This window comes from Ruegeria sp. AM4, assembly GCF_056540665.1.
Genome location: NZ_JBQFXD010000004.1, coordinates 248,635 through 267,212, shown reverse-complemented (window position 1 = coordinate 267,212; position 18,578 = coordinate 248,635). Strand labels below are relative to the sequence as shown.

General features: G+C 56.9%; 8 protein-coding genes. 2 read left to right on the top strand and 6 right to left on the bottom strand.

Annotation, left to right across the window (positions count from 1 at the left end; translation table 11 throughout):
* Positions 1-13 precede the first annotated feature (13 nt).
* The 4 genes from ACR0JA_RS10715 to ACR0JA_RS10700 form a co-directional block, all read right to left on the bottom strand.
* Positions 14-4,633, bottom strand: coding sequence for a MupA/Atu3671 family FMN-dependent luciferase-like monooxygenase (locus ACR0JA_RS10715; protein ID WP_480573944.1), 4,620 nt, complete (start codon positions 4,631-4,633; stop codon positions 14-16).
* Positions 4,634-4,635: 2 nt separating this feature from the next.
* The gene (locus ACR0JA_RS10710; RefSeq protein ID WP_480573941.1) at positions 4,636-5,646 is read right to left on the bottom strand and encodes a glycosyltransferase family 2 protein; all 1,011 of its coding nucleotides are present in this window, start codon (positions 5,644-5,646) and stop codon (positions 4,636-4,638) included.
* A gap of 2 nt (positions 5,647-5,648) precedes the next feature.
* Complete coding sequence (locus ACR0JA_RS10705; protein ID WP_480573938.1) at positions 5,649-12,092, bottom strand: type I polyketide synthase; 6,444 nt, start codon at positions 12,090-12,092, stop codon at positions 5,649-5,651.
* Positions 12,093-12,521: 429 nt separating this feature from the next.
* Entirely contained in the window at positions 12,522-13,214 is a 693-nt protein-coding gene (locus ACR0JA_RS10700) for a sugar transferase (RefSeq protein ID WP_480573935.1), read from the bottom strand.
* A gap of 798 nt (positions 13,215-14,012) precedes the next feature.
* Here ACR0JA_RS10700 and ACR0JA_RS10695 point away from each other — a divergent pair.
* Both ACR0JA_RS10695 and ACR0JA_RS10690 read left to right on the top strand, forming a co-directional pair.
* Positions 14,013-15,011, top strand: a complete 999-nt coding sequence (locus ACR0JA_RS10695) for a hypothetical protein (RefSeq protein WP_480573933.1) — start codon at positions 14,013-14,015, stop codon at positions 15,009-15,011.
* A 201-nt stretch (positions 15,012-15,212) separates the two neighbouring features.
* Positions 15,213-16,274, top strand: a complete 1,062-nt coding sequence (locus ACR0JA_RS10690; protein ID WP_480573931.1) for a DegT/DnrJ/EryC1/StrS family aminotransferase — start codon at positions 15,213-15,215, stop codon at positions 16,272-16,274.
* A 116-nt stretch (positions 16,275-16,390) separates the two neighbouring features.
* Here the strand turns inward: ACR0JA_RS10690 and ACR0JA_RS10685 are convergent, their stop codons facing one another.
* Both ACR0JA_RS10685 and rfbA read right to left on the bottom strand, forming a co-directional pair.
* Positions 16,391-16,993, bottom strand: coding sequence for a glycosyltransferase (locus tag ACR0JA_RS10685; RefSeq protein ID WP_480573929.1), 603 nt, complete (start codon positions 16,991-16,993; stop codon positions 16,391-16,393).
* 707 nt (positions 16,994-17,700) lie between these two features.
* On the bottom strand, positions 17,701-18,567 hold the full coding sequence (gene rfbA, locus ACR0JA_RS10680) for a glucose-1-phosphate thymidylyltransferase RfbA (RefSeq protein WP_480573926.1): 867 nt from the start codon (positions 18,565-18,567) through the stop codon (positions 17,701-17,703).
* Between the last annotated feature and the right edge of the window lie 11 nt (positions 18,568-18,578).

Here is an 18,578-nt window from a genome sequence, read left to right as displayed (position 1 = left end):
GCAATAGATGCAGTCATGCCGATCTTCTGCGGGCGCGCATTTCACGACGGCGCGCCATTGCGTCGCTGCGGCTGGTGGCCTTTTCTGAGGATGGCTGGGGTGCGCTGGTTTCCGAAGGTTTTGCGCCGGTCTTTTTCTCGATGGTTTCCACCAGTGCCGCCAATGTCGGAAAGCGGAAAATATCCGTGATGCTAAGGCTCGAGACATTCAGCTCCTTGCGAATTTCGCGGTGAGCCTGGACCGCCAGCAAGGAATGTCCACCCAGATCAAAAAAGTTGTCTCGACCACTGATGTCTGCAACGCCCAAAATTTGCGACCAGATCGCAGCAACCTTTTGTGTAACGTTTCCCTCAGAGATCGCTTGCGACGGAGGTGTCTCTACGCGTGGTTTTTGAACCGTCGGCACAGGCAGGGCCTTGCGGTCGACTTTTCGGTTCGGGGTCAGGGGGAAGCTGTCCAGTGTCACGAAATGCGTCGGCACCATATACTCTGGTAGCTGCGTAGACAGTGCCTGTCGCACCGTTTTGTCGTCCACAGGACTATCGGTCGTCATGTAAGCGGCGAGTTGAACAAGACCGGGCGTGTCCTCGCGCGCAATGACAACAGACTGTCGCACGCCAGATTGCGCGTCGATCAGGCTTTCGATCTCGCCCAGCTCGATACGATAACCACGCAGTTTGATTTGGTGATCTGCGCGGCCTAGGAAGTCGAGCCGTCCATCGGTACGCCAGCGCACCAGATCTCCTGTGCGATACAACCGTGCCTCGGCCATGTCCGAGAACGGATCAGGCACAAACCGCTCGGCTGTCAGGTCTTCGCGCTGCCAATAGCCGCGGGTTACGCCAGCGCCGCCGATGTAAAGCTCTCCGGCCATGCCAACGGGGACTGGATTTCTGTCTTCGTCCAGCACGTAGACCTGCGTATTGGCGATCGGGGTCCCAACATTGACGACGCCGTCGGTTGCAGTTGCGGTTTCCGTCGTCGACCAGATGGTCGTTTCCGTGGGCCCGTACATGTTTTCGATATGGGCCGGAGAAAGCTTGTTGATCTGTTTCACCAGCGATCCGGGCAGGGCTTCCCCACCGATCATCATGTGATTGACCTTGGACAGCGCAAACCGCGCCTCGTCATTCATGAGGATCATCTGTGCCATGCTGGGGGTGCATTGCATGTGGCTGACCTTGTGGCGGATGATCTGGGCCGCGATCGAGAAGTCATCCTCGGCCAACCCGACATCCTGATTTGAACGCCGCAGAACCTCGGCCAGAGGTTTCAGCCCCTCCATCACCTGATCCACCGAGATGCCATAGTCGATCAGGCACGCAATCTCATCGACGCCGATCCGTTTCAGTTCCTCCACCCTGTTCAGGCAATCTTCGACCGTACCGAACAGGCCGGAATCCTCGAAATAGCGCAGGAAGGCAAAATCGAGAATCCCTTCCATCTCTTCGTCAGACAGGCTGCCCAGATCCAGTTGGAACGGGTTCGACACGCCCTGCGGTTTCTTGAACGCGGGGAAAGCCCAGGCATATTGCTTGATCAGCCCGGCGGCCGAGCGCAGGTAATCCTTCATCGGCTCACGCGCAATCTCGCGCACCTCTTCGCGATCTTCTCCGACAAAAGTGTGCAGCATCAGAGTGACCTTGTGGTCTTCGGGATCATGGCCTGCCTCGCGCAGGGCGGCATGATAGATGCCGATCTTGTCGGCAACCTCCTGCACGCTTTGGCCCAAAAGGTGGGTCAGAACGTTTGCCCCGATTGCCCCAGCTTCGCGCCATGTATCGGGATTGCCAGCTGTCGTCACCCAGACAGGTAGCGTTTTGGAGACCGGACGCGGTTGCGTGACGACACCATGCATCTCACCGGTTTTGGTAGGGAATTCCACCGTTTCCCCGGCCCAGAGCTGGCGCAGGGTGCCGATAGCCTCCAGCATCGCAGGCTTGTTTTCAGGTGGCGTATTTTCGGGCCGCAGGATGAAGTCATCTGGTTGCCACCCGGACGCGATGGCCAAGGCCGCGCGCCCATTGGTCAGGTTGTCGATCACCGCCCATTCTTCGGCAATGCGCGCCGTATGGTGCAGGGGCGCGACACAGCTACCCGCACGCACACCGATATTCTCGGTCACGGCAGCGACAGCGGCACCGGTGACCGAAGGATTGGGGTAGGGGCCACCAAAGGCATGAAAGTGGCGCTCTGGCGTCCAGACGGCGCAGAACCCGTTCTGGTCGGCGAATTTCGCGCCCTCAAGCAGCAGCTTATACTTGTCCCTGCCAACGCCATCGTCATTGCCCCAATAGAACAGGCTGAATTCCATCCCTTTGCCGGTGATGGATTTTCCGGGGTCAGAGTCACCGGCCACAAGGGCGCGGTTTTCGTCATCGCTGAGAACGATCTTGAAGCCGCGCGCCAGGGTCCAGAACAATTCAAGTACCGAGATATCGAAGGACAGGCTTGTCACCGCCAACCAGACACCCGCAGGGTCATGGCTGATACGGTCATCCATGCCGGTGAAGAAGTTCGACACATTGCGGTGTTCGACCATGACGCCCTTGGGGCGTCCGGTCGAACCGGATGTGTAGATCATATAGGCGAGGTTGGCCGAAGTTACTCCGCTGTCGACATTGCCGGTCGCAGCCGTACCCAGCCGCGGGTCCGTATCCAGCAGCAAAGCCTGTGCGCCATGTTCGGGCAGGCCCGAAACCAGCGCGGATTCCGTCAGAACAACATTTGCGCCGCTATCCTCAAGATACAGCGCGGTCCGATCCGCAGGATAGGCCGGGTCCATCGGAACATAGGCACCGCCCGCCTTCAGAATACCCAAAGCCCCGATCAACAGCAGCGGCGAGCGTTTGACATGCAGCCCAACCAAAGTGTCGGGTCCCACGCCCATCTCGCGCAAGACATGCGCAACCTGATTGGACAGAGCATTCAGCTCTGCGTACGAGAAACTGAGGTTTTCAAAGACCAGCGCCGGAGCATCCGGGGTACGTTCGACTTGGGTCTCGAAATGCTGGTGAACGCAGGTGATCTCGTCATAGGCGACAGAGGTATTGTTCCAGTCCTGCAAGATTTGTGTGCGTTCCGTATCAGGCAGAATGGAAAGCTTGGCGACGGGTAGCCCCGCAACGGTTGGATCAGTCAACGAGGCAAGCAGGCTTTCGAGCCGCGCAGCCAGCAAATTCAGGGCGGATTCCGAGATATGTCCGCTATCGGCAAACAAAACCGCCTGATCGCCGGATGTTGCCAGCGTCAGGCTTGTACCCGGGATCAGGCCGGCTGACACGTCATCGGAGAGCCCTACCATGGGTGTTTGCAATGGCGCAGCGCCGGGCAGGCGCGCGGGAAGATCACAGGCAAACGGACCCAAATCTTGGGCCTGCGCGATTGTTTGGTTCAAACTCTCCCGTGCGTCCAAAAAAGTCTGTTCCGCATCAAAACGCACCGGAACCCAGCTATTGAGATAGGGCGACGTCGCCTTGCGCAGGCGCAGCGCCAGATCAAGGGTGAAGGTATCCCCAAGACGTGCCATGAGGGCAGCCAATGCCGCTTTGGCTGTCTCATCGGCAAGATCAGCCGGCAAATGCAATGGCTGCGACCGCGGCGCACCGGAAGGTGCCGAAGTGTTGACCAGGGTTACCTCAACGGATTGCAAGGTCTCCAGGCGGGTGCGCCATTCCGGCTCAGTTGGCAGAGTATCAGCGATGTCCTGATCGATTGAGGCCGCCTGTTCCGCGACCAGCGGTGGCAAGGCACTGCCGCCATTCAAAATGCCATCCGTTGGCACAGACGCACCCAGACCATTGCGCAGGTCGCTGATCTCAATCGCGCCGTCTCCGGTTGCGATGGTCACGCTCTCGGTGTCGCTTGCAAGAATGGTGCCGGGTGTGGCATCGGTCTGTTGGTCGCTTACCCGGGCCGACCCGACCAGCCAGACCTGACCATCGCGCTCGACCTTCGGGCGACATAGCGGGTTCCAATAGTCACCGTGGTCCAACGCGCGGACCAGCGCGGCCAGCTCTTGCGCGGGTTTTGCGAAATCCAACCGCGCTGCGGCCTGGGGACGGTCGTTTTTGGCGAAATAGCTGCGCTGCGACAAGTCCTGCTGGGCAGGGGGCTGATCCGCCTCAAGCGCTCGGATCACATCGGCAAAACTTTCGATAGCGGCCCCATAGCATTTGGTGTTCAGGGTCAGGGCGGTTTCCGTATCGCTGATATCGAACAGCTTTTGAGCGACAATCCCGCCCTCGTCTACGCCACCCGAGATCATGTGCCAGGTGATCCCGTGCTGCGCCTCACCGTTTAAAATGGCCCAGACCGGCGCGTTCAGACCCGCATAGCGGGGCAGAGGGCCGTCATGGAAATTGACGGCGCCTTTCCGGGCCTTGTCCAAAAGCGCCTGCGGCAACAGGTCGAGGTTGGCGATGCTGAGCAACCAGTCAATCGAAACCCCGTCGATCCGGTCATGCAAATCCCGACCGGGCGCATGGAGGGGTAGGGAATGAGATTTGGCCCAGGCTTCGACATCCGGGTTACGAGTCGCGACACCCTGAATGCCGTGGCCCGCCTCGAGCAGCATCTCCCCACATTGAATGACAAGAGATTCATGGCCGACAAGAAAGGTGCTGAAAGGCATCGTTACTCTCCAATAACAGGCTTTGACAGGCTGTCCTGTTTGGCTTTGCGCGGCGTCGCGCGAAAGCAGGCAGACAGATCATGCCAGGCCAGGGTACGCAAAAAATAAGGGGGCACGCCGCTGTTTCTGCGGGTTATCAAGCAGCGTAGCCAATGCAAAAAACCACCTGCCAAATGCACGCTGGTGGCGCAGGCGGCATAAAACTTGCCGTGGTTCTTGACGAAATAATGCAGGCGGGAGTCAAACCAGTAGGTAGGCACACGTTGCCAGGTCTTCATGCCAGTTGAGACGGACCCGATATGCATAACCTCGCTGGAGCGCACGTAGTCGGTGCGATAGCCCGCCAGCGCAGCGCGCCGACACAGGTCGGTTTCCTCAAAATACAGAAAAAACTGTTCGTCAAAGAGGCCGATCTCATCCAGAACGCTTTGCCGCATCATCAGGCTGGCCCCAGCCAGCCAATCGACAGGGCGGGTCTCAATGGGGATCGGGATTGGAACGGTCCGGTTTTTCAGAATTTTGCTCACCGGGCCAAAGTTGATGCTTCCCTCCAACTCGCTGGCAATTGATGGGAACCGGAAACTGGTCAGGTGCGGTTCACCATCGTCGCCATAGATGTAGCTGCCAGCAAAACCCGCGTCGGGCGTGGATTCCAGATAGTCCAGCAGCAGCCGGATTGCATTCTCGGCCGGAAAGGCGTCGGAATTCAGGATGTAGACATAGTCAGGCTGTGTGCCATCCGACAGGCCCGCCCGGATGCCCACATTGTTGCCCGCGCCAAACCCGCCATTGTGACCCGACTGGACGACCCGAACATGGTTGTTTTCATCCCAGCCCTTCTCCTGAACATGGGCTGTGATCGCCTCGAAAGAGCCATCCTGTGAATCATTGTCCACAACGATGATCTCTCCGGCGATACCTTCCATAGCCTGTCTTGCGGCTTCAATCGACCGCAAGGTCATATCCGGCGTTTTGTAGTTCAGAACAATGGTCAGCAGCTTTGGGTCAGACATGGTCACTCCGCCGCTTGTTGCAGGGTGGGGCGTGGGCGTATGATCTGTCGCTCTGCGTTTTCCAGGCAGGTTTTCATCTGCGCTGCAAGCACTCGCACATTTGGTTCCAGAACCATCGAGTCATGATCTCCGGGCACTTCGAATACTTCGATTTTAGGAGCCCAGGGCGTCCAGTCATTGTCATGGGTCAAATAATAGCGCTCGTGATGCACCAGTTTGCCCGGTCCCAGCTCCCATTTCCCGACCAGAGGCGGACGGAAAAGGGTCAGAGGCCCGTCCCATGGGTTCAAGGGATAGCTGTTGACGCTTTCCATGAAGGCGGCCTCGATCTCGGTGTCGTGGAATTGCTGACCGGTCTCGGATGTTTCTTCCTTGGGCTGGCGTTTTTGAATTTCCCAAGCGATCCGGTTCTTGGCCCATTGAATCGGGTAACTGGCACCTTTGCTGCGCATCTCCTGGAACTGGATCTTCAAACGATCCGCTTTGCTGAGCGGGTGGCGTACCGGCAACGGCGTGTCGAGCATGACCAGCGCCGCGATCTCTTCGCCTGCTTCAGACAGTTGGCGTGCAATTTCATAAGCCGTAATCCCGCCGCCCGAGAATCCGCCGAGCATGTAGTGCCCAGTGGGTTGAACCTGCCGCATTTCAGCGATGTAATCCTTGGCCGCCTCTCGCAGATCGCGGTGCGGTTCTTCATCCCCGTAAAGGCCGCGCGCCTGCAAGCCATAGAAGGGGCGGTCAGTGCCCACCAGATGGGCCAGGTGCCGCAGGTTCAGCACGTTGCCGAACATGCCGGCCACCAGGAAGAACGGCGTTTTTGGCCCGCCCTCGCCAGAATGCATCGGCACCAGATGGGTAAAGCGGCGTTCCGGTGTGGCCGGGGCGGCAGCTTGCGCATCTCCTTCGCCGCCGTCCTTTGGCACGCCCCGGGCGGCGATCAGGTCGGCGCATTTGCGGATGGTCGGAGCCTCGAACAGAACCGAGATCGGGAAGTCCACGTTATAGGCTTTGCGGATCTGCGCGAACAGCCGAACTGCAATCAGGGAGTGACCGCCCAGATCGAAGAAACTGTCTTCGACGCCAATCTCGTCAACGCCCAGCAATTCCTGCCAGAACCCAGCCAAACGGCGTTCGATATCATTCTCCGGCGCGACATAGTCAGAATCCAACTCAGGCCGTTGGAATTTTTGATCCGCACTTTCGGTGGATGCCCCACTATCGGCAGCCTGGGCTATCAACCCATCCAGATCGAGCGAGGACAGGATGATCTGAGACTGCCCGCTGGTCAGCGCCTTGAAGAACAAGGCAGGTCCTTCCGTTGCCGGGATGCCCTGAGACAGGTTGTGCCGCAGGCGTTCCTCTGCCGGGGAAAGGGGTGCTGGGGCATCTACCTCGGAGGTGACAACCGGAGCGCTTTCGGTGATCGCGAAGTCCACCGCGTCTTCCATCCTGCGGATCGAGAAACCTTCGACTTCGATGCAGATCGTGCCGTCCGGGGCAGCAATGGTTACATCAAAGCTGGCGGTTTCACCCTCGGCTCGGTTGTCGCCCGCGTTGCGGACCCAACTGACGATCTGTGCCGGTAAGGGCGCGTAAACCCGAACCGACCGGTACGAGACCGGCACCCAAAGGTGGGACGCCTGATATCCAGAGATCAACTCCATCGCCCAGCCTGTTGCCAGATCCATCAGGGCCGGGTGCAGGTGATAGCCCGCCTCGATATCGGTCTGCAGGCCCTCGGGCAGGGCCAGATGCGCCAGACCTTCATCCTGCCCCAGCGCGGTCGAGGTCAGCACCCGCCAGCGTGGACCGAAATTCAGATGCACCTCCTGGGGTGACCGCAAGCGCCCCGTGCCTTCGGTCTGATGGGCCGGTCCACAACGGGTGGCGATGGCCGCCACATCCAGCGGTGCGGGCGCGATCAGCGGCAGCAGCGACAGGCTGGCCTGCGCATTCAGTTCGAACGCGTCATCCGATCCGCTCTCGACCGTAAGATCATAGCCGACATCGCTGCGTGGCAAGCGCAGGCGGACCTGCTGATCTTCACTGTCGGACACAGCCAGAGGGCGCAGGAAATACAGGTCCCGGATTTCGAACGGGCCGGTTTCGCCCTGTACCCGCAGCGCCTCGGACGCCAGTTCCAGATAGCCGGTGCCGGGCACCAGAGCGTGACCGGCCTTGGTCCGGTGATCGTTCAGGAACCATCGATCATGGGCGTTGTAGGTCGCGCTGAGCAGGCGGTTTCCGGTGTCATCGAATGTTGCCTGATCCAGCATCGGCACATCTGCCGACGTGACCGGCGCGGGCTCAGCGGATCCGGTCCGGGCCTCCATCGCGTCGGCGGCCATGCCAACATCGGCCCAGATGCCCCAATTGACCGACAGAACCTGCGTTTTCCCGCCCGCGCGGGCGCGGGCAAAGGCGTTCAAATAGTCATTGGCGGCCACATAATCGACCTGACCCACCGGCGCTGTTGCCGTCGAGGTGGACGAGAACAGAACCAGCCAATCCAGCGACCCGTCGGGGAAAATCTGGTCGATGACCTGCGTGCCGTGAATCTTGGGCGTAAAGACGTCCTCGATCTCCATCATAGTCTTGGTCATGATCGGTGCGTCATCGATCAGGCCAGCCGCATGGATCACACCTTTGATCTGGCCGAATTCCTGTGCCGCGCTTTCAACGCATCGGCGCATTTCTTCAACGTTGCTGACATCGACCGACATCGGCAGAACTTTACCGCCGCCAGCTTCAAGCTTTTCAATGGCGCGGATGCGGCGGGCAGTTCTGTCTTGCGGGGCCGAATTATTCAACACGTTTTCCCACTGATCGCGCGGCGGCAGTTCACCGCGCGCAAGCAGGACAATGTTCGCGTTCACCTTGGTAATCAGTGCCTCAGCCAGCGTCAGACCAATGCCGCCAAAACCTCCGGTGATCAGATAGGTGCCGCCACCGCGCAATGGCAGGTCATCCAGAGAGGGCTCTGCCAGAACCTGCGGACGGTATCCCTGTTCAAACCGTTTGCCCGCGCGGATCGCCGCCGTGAACGAGGCGGGCGGGGCCATCAGGTCTTCGAGCACCTGATCGGTCAGGTCGTCGGGCAGGGCAGGCGCGCGGCGTTTGCCCGAGCTTTGCGGAAGATCGATATCCAGCAGCGCACAGGTCAGGCCGGGGAATTCGCGCGGGATTACGCGGGTCGGGCCGGTCACGGTGGCTTTTTCCGGGTAAGGCAAAGCCTCATCCCGGACCTGCAACGCGCCCGAGCTGAGGACATGGAGATGCAGAGGCATCGGCAGATCTTCATCCCCGATCGCCTGTGCCAGGAAGAACAGGCTGTAAAAACCCTGCTCCAGATTGCGGTGGAAGAAGCTGCCGCCGGGTCGGAAGTTTTCGGCCTGTGTCAGCAACCAGCCATGCACGATCCGGGTCGGAATACGCTCTTGCGCGACCAGATCGCGGATCAGCGCATCATAGCTTTCGCGCCCGCGTTCGGGGGCCAACTGATAGTGATCCTCGCTGATGCGTGCAAAAGCATCGCCGGGCGTGACCGTCACAACCTTATGACCGGCCTGTTTCAGGCGCTCGGTCAGCTTGTTGCAAAGCCCAGCCTCATCCGCAAAGATCAGCCAGCTTTCTTTTGCCGCCTCCGACAGGTTTCCGGTGACATCGACATCGCAGGCCGCGTATTTCGGCGTCCAGGCGACGCGATAGCCCCAATCACCTGTATCCTCAGTGCGCATCAGCCACTGGCTGGCGGTCTCGGCCTGCGTCTTGCCGGGTTCGATGAAATAGGGCGAGCGCTGGAACGCATAGGTGGGCAGAGGCACCCGGTTGCGACGCGCCTCGCCCCAAATCTGGTCCCAGTCGAAGGTACCGCCCAAAGCCCAAATGCGACCCAGCATGGCCATGAAATAGGCATCGTCAGCCACGTCATCATTCGGGTGGCGCAGGCTGCTGATCACCTGGTTGGCGTCCACCTTGTCATGCTGCCCGGTCAGCGAAGCCAGCGCTTTTCCGGGACCAACCTCGATAAAGATGCGCTCGGGATTTTCAGACAGTGTAGTGATGCAGTCAGCGAAATGCACCGTGTTGCGCAGATGGCCGACCCAGTATTCTGGATCTGTGGCCTCAGCCTCGGTGATCCAGTTGCCGCTGCGGTTCGAGGGGAAGGGGATCTGCGGTGCCTTCAATTCGATCGAGCGCAGATAGTCGCCGAAGTCCTGCAGGATCGGCTCCAGCATTCGCGAATGCGCGGCGATATCAATTGGGATGCGCTGGCAGTCTACGCCCTGATTGCGCAGGCGTTCCTCCAGATCATCCAGCGCCGCTTGAGGTCCGGTTGCGACGCTCAGGCTGGGGGCGTTAACCGCGCCCAGATCAAGTGCGTCTCCCAGCAGCGGCCTCAGATCGTCGGCAGGCAGGGGGACGCTCAACATACCACCGGCAGGAACCGTATCGAACAGGCGCCCGCGCAGATGCACCAGACCGATGCAATCCTCGAATGACATCACACCTGCCACGCAAGCGGCGGTGTTTTCGCCCATCGAATGGCCGACCAGAGCGGCGGGCTGAACACCCCATTCCATCCAGAGCTGTGCCAGCGCATATTCGGTGATCATGATCAGCGGCAGTTGCACCGAGGGTGTTTTCAGACGCTCATCCGCCGCCTCTTCCTGACCCGGTTCAGGCAACCAGATCGCGCGGATATCGTAATCGAGCTTGGCTTGCAGGATATCCAAACCCCGATCCATCCAGTCGGCAAAGACCGGCTCGGTCTCATAGAGGTCCAGTGCCATACCGGCATATTGCGCGCCGCCGCCGGGGAACATGAACACATGCTCGGGCGCGTCCGAGATTACCGTATGCGTGAACACCCGACGGGGATCGTTTTCCTCCAGAATGGCCGCAGCCTCTTCATGGGTTTCAGCGACAATTACACGCCGCTTTTCAAACCCGCGCCGCCCGTTTTTCAGTGTCCAGGCGACATCGGCCAAATCCTGATCGGGATTGGCGCGCAGATGTTCGGCTAGCGCCGCGCTGTTTGCATCCAGCGCCTTTTTGCCCCGCGCCGAAACCGTGAGGATTTGAAACGGCCAGTCCGAAGGCTCTGATGCAGCCCGCTCGGGCGCTTCCTCCAGAATGGCATGCGCGTTCGTCCCGCCGACCCCCAGAGAATTGACCCCAGCGCGGCGCGGCCCCTTGTGCGAGACCCAGTCGGTCAGAGTGTCATTGACCCGGAACGGGCTATTCTCGAAATCGATCGCCGGGTTGGGCTTTTCAAATCCAAGGCTGGGCGGGATCTGCTTGTGGTGCAAAGCCAGCGAGGTCTTGATCAGACTGGCCACCCCGGCTGCCGTATCCAGATGGCCGATATTGGTTTTGACCGAACCCAGCCGGCAAAAGCCGGTCTCTTGTGTGGTTTCCGAAAACGCCTGTGTCAGAGCGGCCACTTCGATCGGGTCACCCAGATAGGTGCCGGTGCCGTGGCATTCGATGTAATCCACCGTATCAGCGCTCACATCGGCCATCACATGCGCCTCGGAAATCGCGGCAGCCTGACCATCAACGGACGGCGCCAAATACCCGGCCTTTGCCGCACCGTCATTGTTGATGGCAGTACCCCGGATCACACCCCAAATATGGTCGCCATCCTCAATGGCATCAGACAGACGGCGCAGGATGACAGCGCCGGCGCCTGAGCCGAAAACAGTACCTTGCGCGCGATGATCGAAGGCATGGCAATGGCCGTCCGGCGAGAGCACTTCGCCTTCTTTGTAAACATAACCCCTATTATGAGGCAGCTCGATCGTGACACCCCCAGCGATCGCCATATCGCACTCACCAGTCAACAAAGCCTGTGTCGCGTAATGCGCGGCAACCAATGAGGTCGAGCATGCCGTTTGCACATTCACACTTGGCCCCTTGAGGTCAAGGATGTGGCTTAGCCGGGTCGACAGAAAGTCCTTGTCATTACCGGTATGGCGCAGCAGGAACATGCCCACATCATCGACCAGATCCCGGTTCGAACAGACGTTGAAATAGAAATAGCTGCCCATACCACACCCGGCGAACACACCGATAGGTCCGGGAAAGTTCTCGGGCGGATGACCGGCATTTTCGAGCGCTTCCCAGGCAGTCTCCAGAAACTGGCGGTGCTGCGGGTCCATGATGGCGGCTTCTTTGGGGGACAGGCCAAAGAACTCGGCATCGAATTCCTCGAACCTGTCCAACGGCGCTGCAAAGGGAACATAGTCTGGCCGTTCAAGCAGATGCGGCGTTTCACCGTTTGCAAGAAGTTGCTCTCGGCTGAGTTTGTGGATGGACTCCACGCCGTCGCGCAGGTTGCGCCAATACGCATCAACAGTCATCGCGCCGGGCAAATGCGCTGCCATGCCAACGATTGCGATATCGCCGTCCCTAGCAGAAGTACTCACTTTTGAACCATCCATAAATTAACCAGATTGAGTTTAAGCGGCATCGCCGTGATTGCCAAATGAAACAAATGTGGAAACGCGCTAACAAGCAGTCTACGAGATCAATTCAAACTGGCCGCCTCGTGGATGTCCACCAGTGATTTTGACGTCAGGTCAATTGATTGTTGCTGAGCATAGAAAGCAGGGACGTTCTTCTTGGCAGCCTAAAATTGACGTTTCTAATTTGAACACAATCTTTGGTAATGCGCAGCATTGGCAGTTCTACGAATGCGATTCTTTTGCAGAATCTTATGCGCGGCATTCTGATTGTGCTGCTGTAAGAGGTGACCCGCTTTACTGGTTCTACCGATCAGGTTGAAGGGTAATCCGCTCACATTCTCATAAAAATCTGCTCATCGCTCAGTTTGTGCAGGCAATGCGTGGCGGTGGTTTGGGCCGGATACTTCAGTATCCAGTGCCCTTGAGCACCACACCAACGGTCGCATAGAGAATTGCGGCATCGGTTTTGAACGTCAGATCATTCGCGTATGACGTATCAAATTCTGCGCGGCTGGCGAAGGTACACGCATTCCGGTCAGATACCTGCCACGATCCGGTCAGACCTGGACGCAGCGTATAATATGCCTTTCCAGGGTACAGATCTTGTTGTTCGGGCATCATCGGGCGCGGCCCAACCAAGCTCATTTCTCCGGTCAGAACATTCCACAACTGCGGCAATTCATCCAACGATGCCTTGCGCAGAATGTTCCCAATCGAAGTGATCCGCGGGTCGTTTTTCAGTTTTTGTGTCTCTTCCCATTCGCGGCGCGCGGCGGGATTGGACGCCAAATAACCGTCGAGCATCGACTTGGCATTCGGGACCATCGAGCGCAGTTTCCACATCCGGAAAATCCGTCCATCGCGGCCAACGCGCTCTTGTCCGTAGAACGGGTTTGCACCGTCACGAGCAATCAGGAGGGCGAGAACCGCAACAATCGGCACTACGATCGGAGATGCCAGGACCACGATCGCAACATCCAAGAGTCGTTTAAAGACCTTCTGGTAAGGAGAGGCCGCTTGAATCCAGGAATTTTCTGATTGGATGCCCGCACCATGGGCGCCGGCCTTTACGGAAATATTCGTATCTTGAACAGACATATTTAACCTTCAAACCTTAAGCCAAAAATATGGCTTCACCTTTAATTCATGCTCTGAAGGGTCAAACCCGGACCCCCAAACACTCAGAGCACACACCACTTACTGAGCAATAATCACACCACTTCTTCCTGAGCCCAGTTTATACATATTTAACCGAGATCTGAAAGACGCAAATGTGTCGAAAGGACATATTTTTGCCTTATTCGTATAACAATTGATCATCTTTCCCACCCATTGTTTATCGACCTGCATCGCTCATCAATCTTGAGTTGAGCGTTGCGCCTTGCTTGTGTCTCTTGTCTTCCTTTTTCTGATTCCATCGCGCTTTTGTCAGTGAACTACGCCACACCTTTCACTAATTTTCGTCAAATTCGCGAAATCTGTTTTTGCTAGGATCGGTCCGTCATAGCTTGATCAGATCTTTCTGACAGCCGCTCAATCGTAGCACCTGAAGCGCCTCACAACGCGTTCATCAAGATTGATCGAACATCGGAGGGCTTGCATCAAGACCGTTGTGTCAGCGTCGATGTTTCGGAGCTTGGCGGACTGCGTGGACCTTGCGGCGTTCAGCGCGCGCTTGAGAACGTTTGAGATGCCGCTTACACTCAATGGTGGATGAAGATCCGGGTTATTAAGATGTAGTTATTTAAAGGTGGGCCTCATATGCTGACAGAGGTTAAGCGTTTTAACACTTTACTTGTTTCATTTGTCTTCCTCGTATCAACACTGCTTTTGTTGCGTCGTTTGGCTTATTTGACCCAAGCCGGCGGAGGTGAGTTCCAGCACGCGGACTGGTTGGTGAACTTCTCAAGTGGGATCGTTCGGCGTGGTATATCCGGTGAGTTTTTTCTGTTTCTGTCAGAACTGTCCAATGTAAGCCCGCTGTTGCTGGTGAGCGCGGTTCAGGCTGGTTTGACCTTGTTGATAATAGCGGCCCTGTTTGTAAAGGGCGTTGCGCTGAGGATGCCGGACATGGTGGTGGTCTTGTTGGTCAGCCCGGCGTTGGTACTTTTCTGGGTCAACGACACGACCGCTGCTTACCGCAAAGAGCTGTTGGGGCTGGCGGCATTCCTGCCGCTGCTTTTTGCAAGAACCAGCGGCACGGCGGGTTTGGTCGCAGCCATATTCCTCTATGGTGTTTCTGTCTTTTTCCACGAAGGTAACTTGGTTCTGGCGCCGGGATTGAGTGCGGCATTCTATTTGCGCCATGGACAACAAAAGGCAATTGCGCCAATCTTGGCCGTTCTGCTGATTTCGTTCTTTGCTGCGGTGTTCTCGGTAATCTACGTCAGCGTACCCGACACGGACGCGATGTGCGCACGTCTTTTGGCCGCCGGTCTGACCGAAGGTTTGTGCGGCGGAATTTTTCCGTGGCTCGTCGATGGTTTTGGCGGCACGACCTCTGCGGTGAAGGTCATCGTGCTGGATCGCGTCAACGTACCAATTGTGGCATTGATGACGGTGCTACTTTTGCTTCCGGGACTGTGGGCCGCAAACCGTGTTTTGCGGGGGTGGTTCGAATGGGCGCTGTTTTTGGCCAGTGCCGGAACCCCGTTCTTACTATACCCGATCGCCACAGACTGGAGCCGTTGGTTGTCGATGCAGGTCTTCGCGATGACATTTCTATTGTTGATTTTGGCGGAAACGCGAATGGAACTAAGCCTGCGAGTGCACAAAATTACATATACGCTGGTGTTGAGCTTTGGGCTGCTGGTCGGGATCAACCAGATTGCGCCCGAGCCAATCGCGGGTTTTGTATTCAATTTGGTACACGCAGCTGGGGTAGTTTTGGGATGAACTCATTAACTGTATTTCTTTCGTAAACAGTACCGGTCAAATAGGCAGAACTATTGCGAATGTTATTGTTGTAACGGCTGGCCGTTCGAATTTTTCTATACATTCTTTTTTCGATCAGGATAGGATCAATAAGCTTTTAGGCTGTGGTGTTTCGCAGTGCATACTCAAAAATTACTATTTGTTGAAGAAAAACAACCGGACATGACACGTGTGTCCGCTTTGCTTGAGGCATGTAGACGCCAAAGCCACTGGGCCAATCAGGGGCCACTCTATCACTACCTGCGCACACTTTGCACTGAATACGTCGGCTTGCCTGAAAACTTGGAAATTGTCCCGATGGCCAATGGTGGGATGGCGTTGGAGGCGTTGGCGGCGCTCCAATCTTGGCGGGCAGGCCGCAGTCTGAAATGGGTGGCTTCGGCGTATACGTTTCAGAACCTGGGGCGTGGCAGGTTCAACGATGTGCTGTTTGTCGACTGTGATGACAGGGGGCTGTTGGACCTGCGAGCACTCGAAGCACTGGATCCTGTCAGCTATGACGGCATCATCGTCACCAACCCTTTTGGGTTGCACAGTGATTTCTCGGATTATGCAAATTTCGCGCGCCGATCAGGCAAACAGCTTTTGCTGGACAATGCGTCGGGCTTTCACACCACGCTTCCGGATGTTCCGTGGCAGGCGATCAGCCTGCACCATACCAAACCTTATGGTCTGGGTGAGGGCGGCTTGGCGGTTCTGCCGAAGGAATTTGCTGACAAATTGGTCGAATTGACCAGCTATGGTCTTGATCTGCCTGACGGTGCTTACTGGGTTGGTAATTGTAAGATCTCAGACGTCGCCTGCGCTTTCCTGATTGACCGTATCGAAAGCGTCAGGTCCTGGGGGCCACCTTCGCTAGAGCAGCGCGAGCGGATCGTTGCCATCGCGTTGAAGCTTGGGTTGCGGCCCTTGCATATCCCGAAAGCGAACATCCCGATGACAAGCATTCCGTTTCTGGCACATGAACATGTACCGTATGAGCAGTTGGCGCATACGCGCCATTTGACCTTGCAAAAATACTATGTTCCAGCTGCCGCACGCCCCAGGGCCACCGATGTTTTCAACCGCGTCTTGAACATTCCCTGCCACAAAGACTTGGCGAAATTGGATGATGTCGTGATTTATGACGATATTCAAAGAGCACTTGGCAAATATAGACCATCGATGACCCATGTGGACCGCGTTGGAAAAATGTACTTTCAAGAGAGCAAGGGGTTTTCGTAAAGCGACTCTTGGCTTTCTTGCGCTTTTTGCCAAGGACCCGGCGATCATTGCCTGAGGCTGCAAGCATTTATCAAGCGGCGGGCCGTTGACGCGCGAAACAAAATCAATCCAACGACTTAAAGCCCCACGGAATGCATCATATGGTCCATTCGACGGGAAAAAGTTGGCTCGAACGCGTGCTTGCGCGCAAATTCCAAACCGCTAGTCATCGAATCCACAATATGTTGGCGATTCCTGTCCAGTTCTGCGACACGCTGCGCCAGCTTTTCAGGACTGCCGATGGGGCTCAGAAAACCGGAACCGGAATGCGAGGCGACCCCGGCGAAAGCTTCGTTTTCATACCCGGCGATTGCCACGCCGCAGGACATCACCTCTGGGTAGGTGCTGGATGGGTCACCTTGTGGATGCGGGCAAATGAATAGGTCGGCCTTTGATTTGAGAAACGGCAACCAGCCGTTCAGAAATTCCATCGGCTCATGAACCGTCACATATTCGGAAAGGGGCGGGGCCGCCATTGCGGACCGCAATTCCTCCGCCTGCGGACCGTCACCGACGATATCAAATGAAAAGTCGACACCTAGATCGAGCAACGCTTTGACGAAGTCAGGTAAATCCCCGACGCCTTTCATGGCGGCCAGACGACCGCCAAAGACCAGCCGAAGGGGTTGTTCGGCCAGTATTTCGGCCGCCTTAGCGGCCAACTCATCGTCCGACAGCAATTGCGCAGTCCGAACCCGATTGTCAAAAAACAAAAGTGCATTGGGCTGCAGAGGCCGATAAAGCTCGTAGGTTGGAGTTCCGCTGCATTGCAACCCAGCCGACTTCGAAAGCATTCGTCTTCGCGCACGCTCCGCGCCTCGCAGCCATAGTTTGCGCCTGGCCCGGACAATGGGATTTCCAACCTCGGCATCGACAATTTGCCGCTCTGTTTTGGGCGCATACTCGCTGACGAATACCATAGGGACGCCGATGTGTGAGCATACTTCCAGAGTTGCTTCTTCCTCAGGCCCCAAAAACGCCAAAGCCCCCGCCGCTTTCCCAAGACGCTTTGCTAACTGGTCACTATCTGGCGGACGTATCTCGATCCCATTGGGTCCATCGCCGACGAATACTTCAGCGGGGTCCAAATCCCGGGTGGGTTCTTCGGTAATACGGGCCAGCGTTGTAACTGGACCAGGCCAAGATTTGGCATATTCATTTGCCCCATCAAGATACTTCTGGGTCAAGAACAGACGCCCATCGGCATCCATGCTGGCCTTTAGTACAGGCAGGAGAATAAGTTCACGCTGGGACATAAATAACAAAACGAATGGAAACGAGATTCAAAAAAAGCTGTGAAAGATGGCTGAATGGGCTCATTTTTGAAAGCTTCGCTTCAGTTTCTGCGCAGTGAGTTGCATTTTGCTGACCCCAAACAAGCAGTCGGTTATTCCAAAAGAGATTGCAGATAGTTGCCATATGTGGACTTGGCGAACAGGCGGGCGCGTTGCGCGAGTGCATCATTGTCTATCCAGCCATTGGTCCAGGCAATCTCTTCAAGGCTCCCGGTCTGCATTCCTTGCCGGTCGGTCAGTGTTCGTACAAAATTTGCTGCATCCAGCAAAGAGCCGTGCGTCCCAGTGTCCAACCAAGCAAACCCGCGTCCCATAGTTTGAACATCCAACAATCCGTCATCGAGATACATCTCGAGCAATGACGTGATTTCCAACTCGCCACGGTCGGACGGTTGAACTTCTCTGGCGCGCGCCGGCGCGTCACCATCAAGGAAATAAAGACCGGTTACGGCGTAACTGGAAGGCGGTTTCTTGGGTTTCTCGACGATCGCGCGCACTTTGGTACCGTCAAAGTCGACAACACCATAGCGTTCGGGGTCGGCGACACGATAGGCAAATACGGTTCCGCCCTGCTGTTGTTCGTCAGCCGCGTGTAGTAGTTCCGGAAGGCCATGTCCGAAGAAAATATTATCCCCCAATATCATGGCGGAAGGCGCGCCCGCCAGAAAATCCTCAGCCAGCGTATACGCCTGCGCCAATCCGTCCGGTGACTCTTGCGTGATCCAGGTTAGTGAAAGCCCATATTGGCTGCCGTCACCCAGTACACGCTGAAACTGCTCCTGATCCTGTGGGGTCGTAATGATTGCAATTTCGCGAATGTTCGACAGCATGAGAACACTCAGCGGATAGAAGATCATCGGCTTGTCATATATCGGCAGCAACTGTTTTGAGACCGCCATCGTTATCGGATAAAGTCGAGTGCCCGAACCCCCGGCCAGAATAATACCTTTGCGATGCATTGATTTACCTT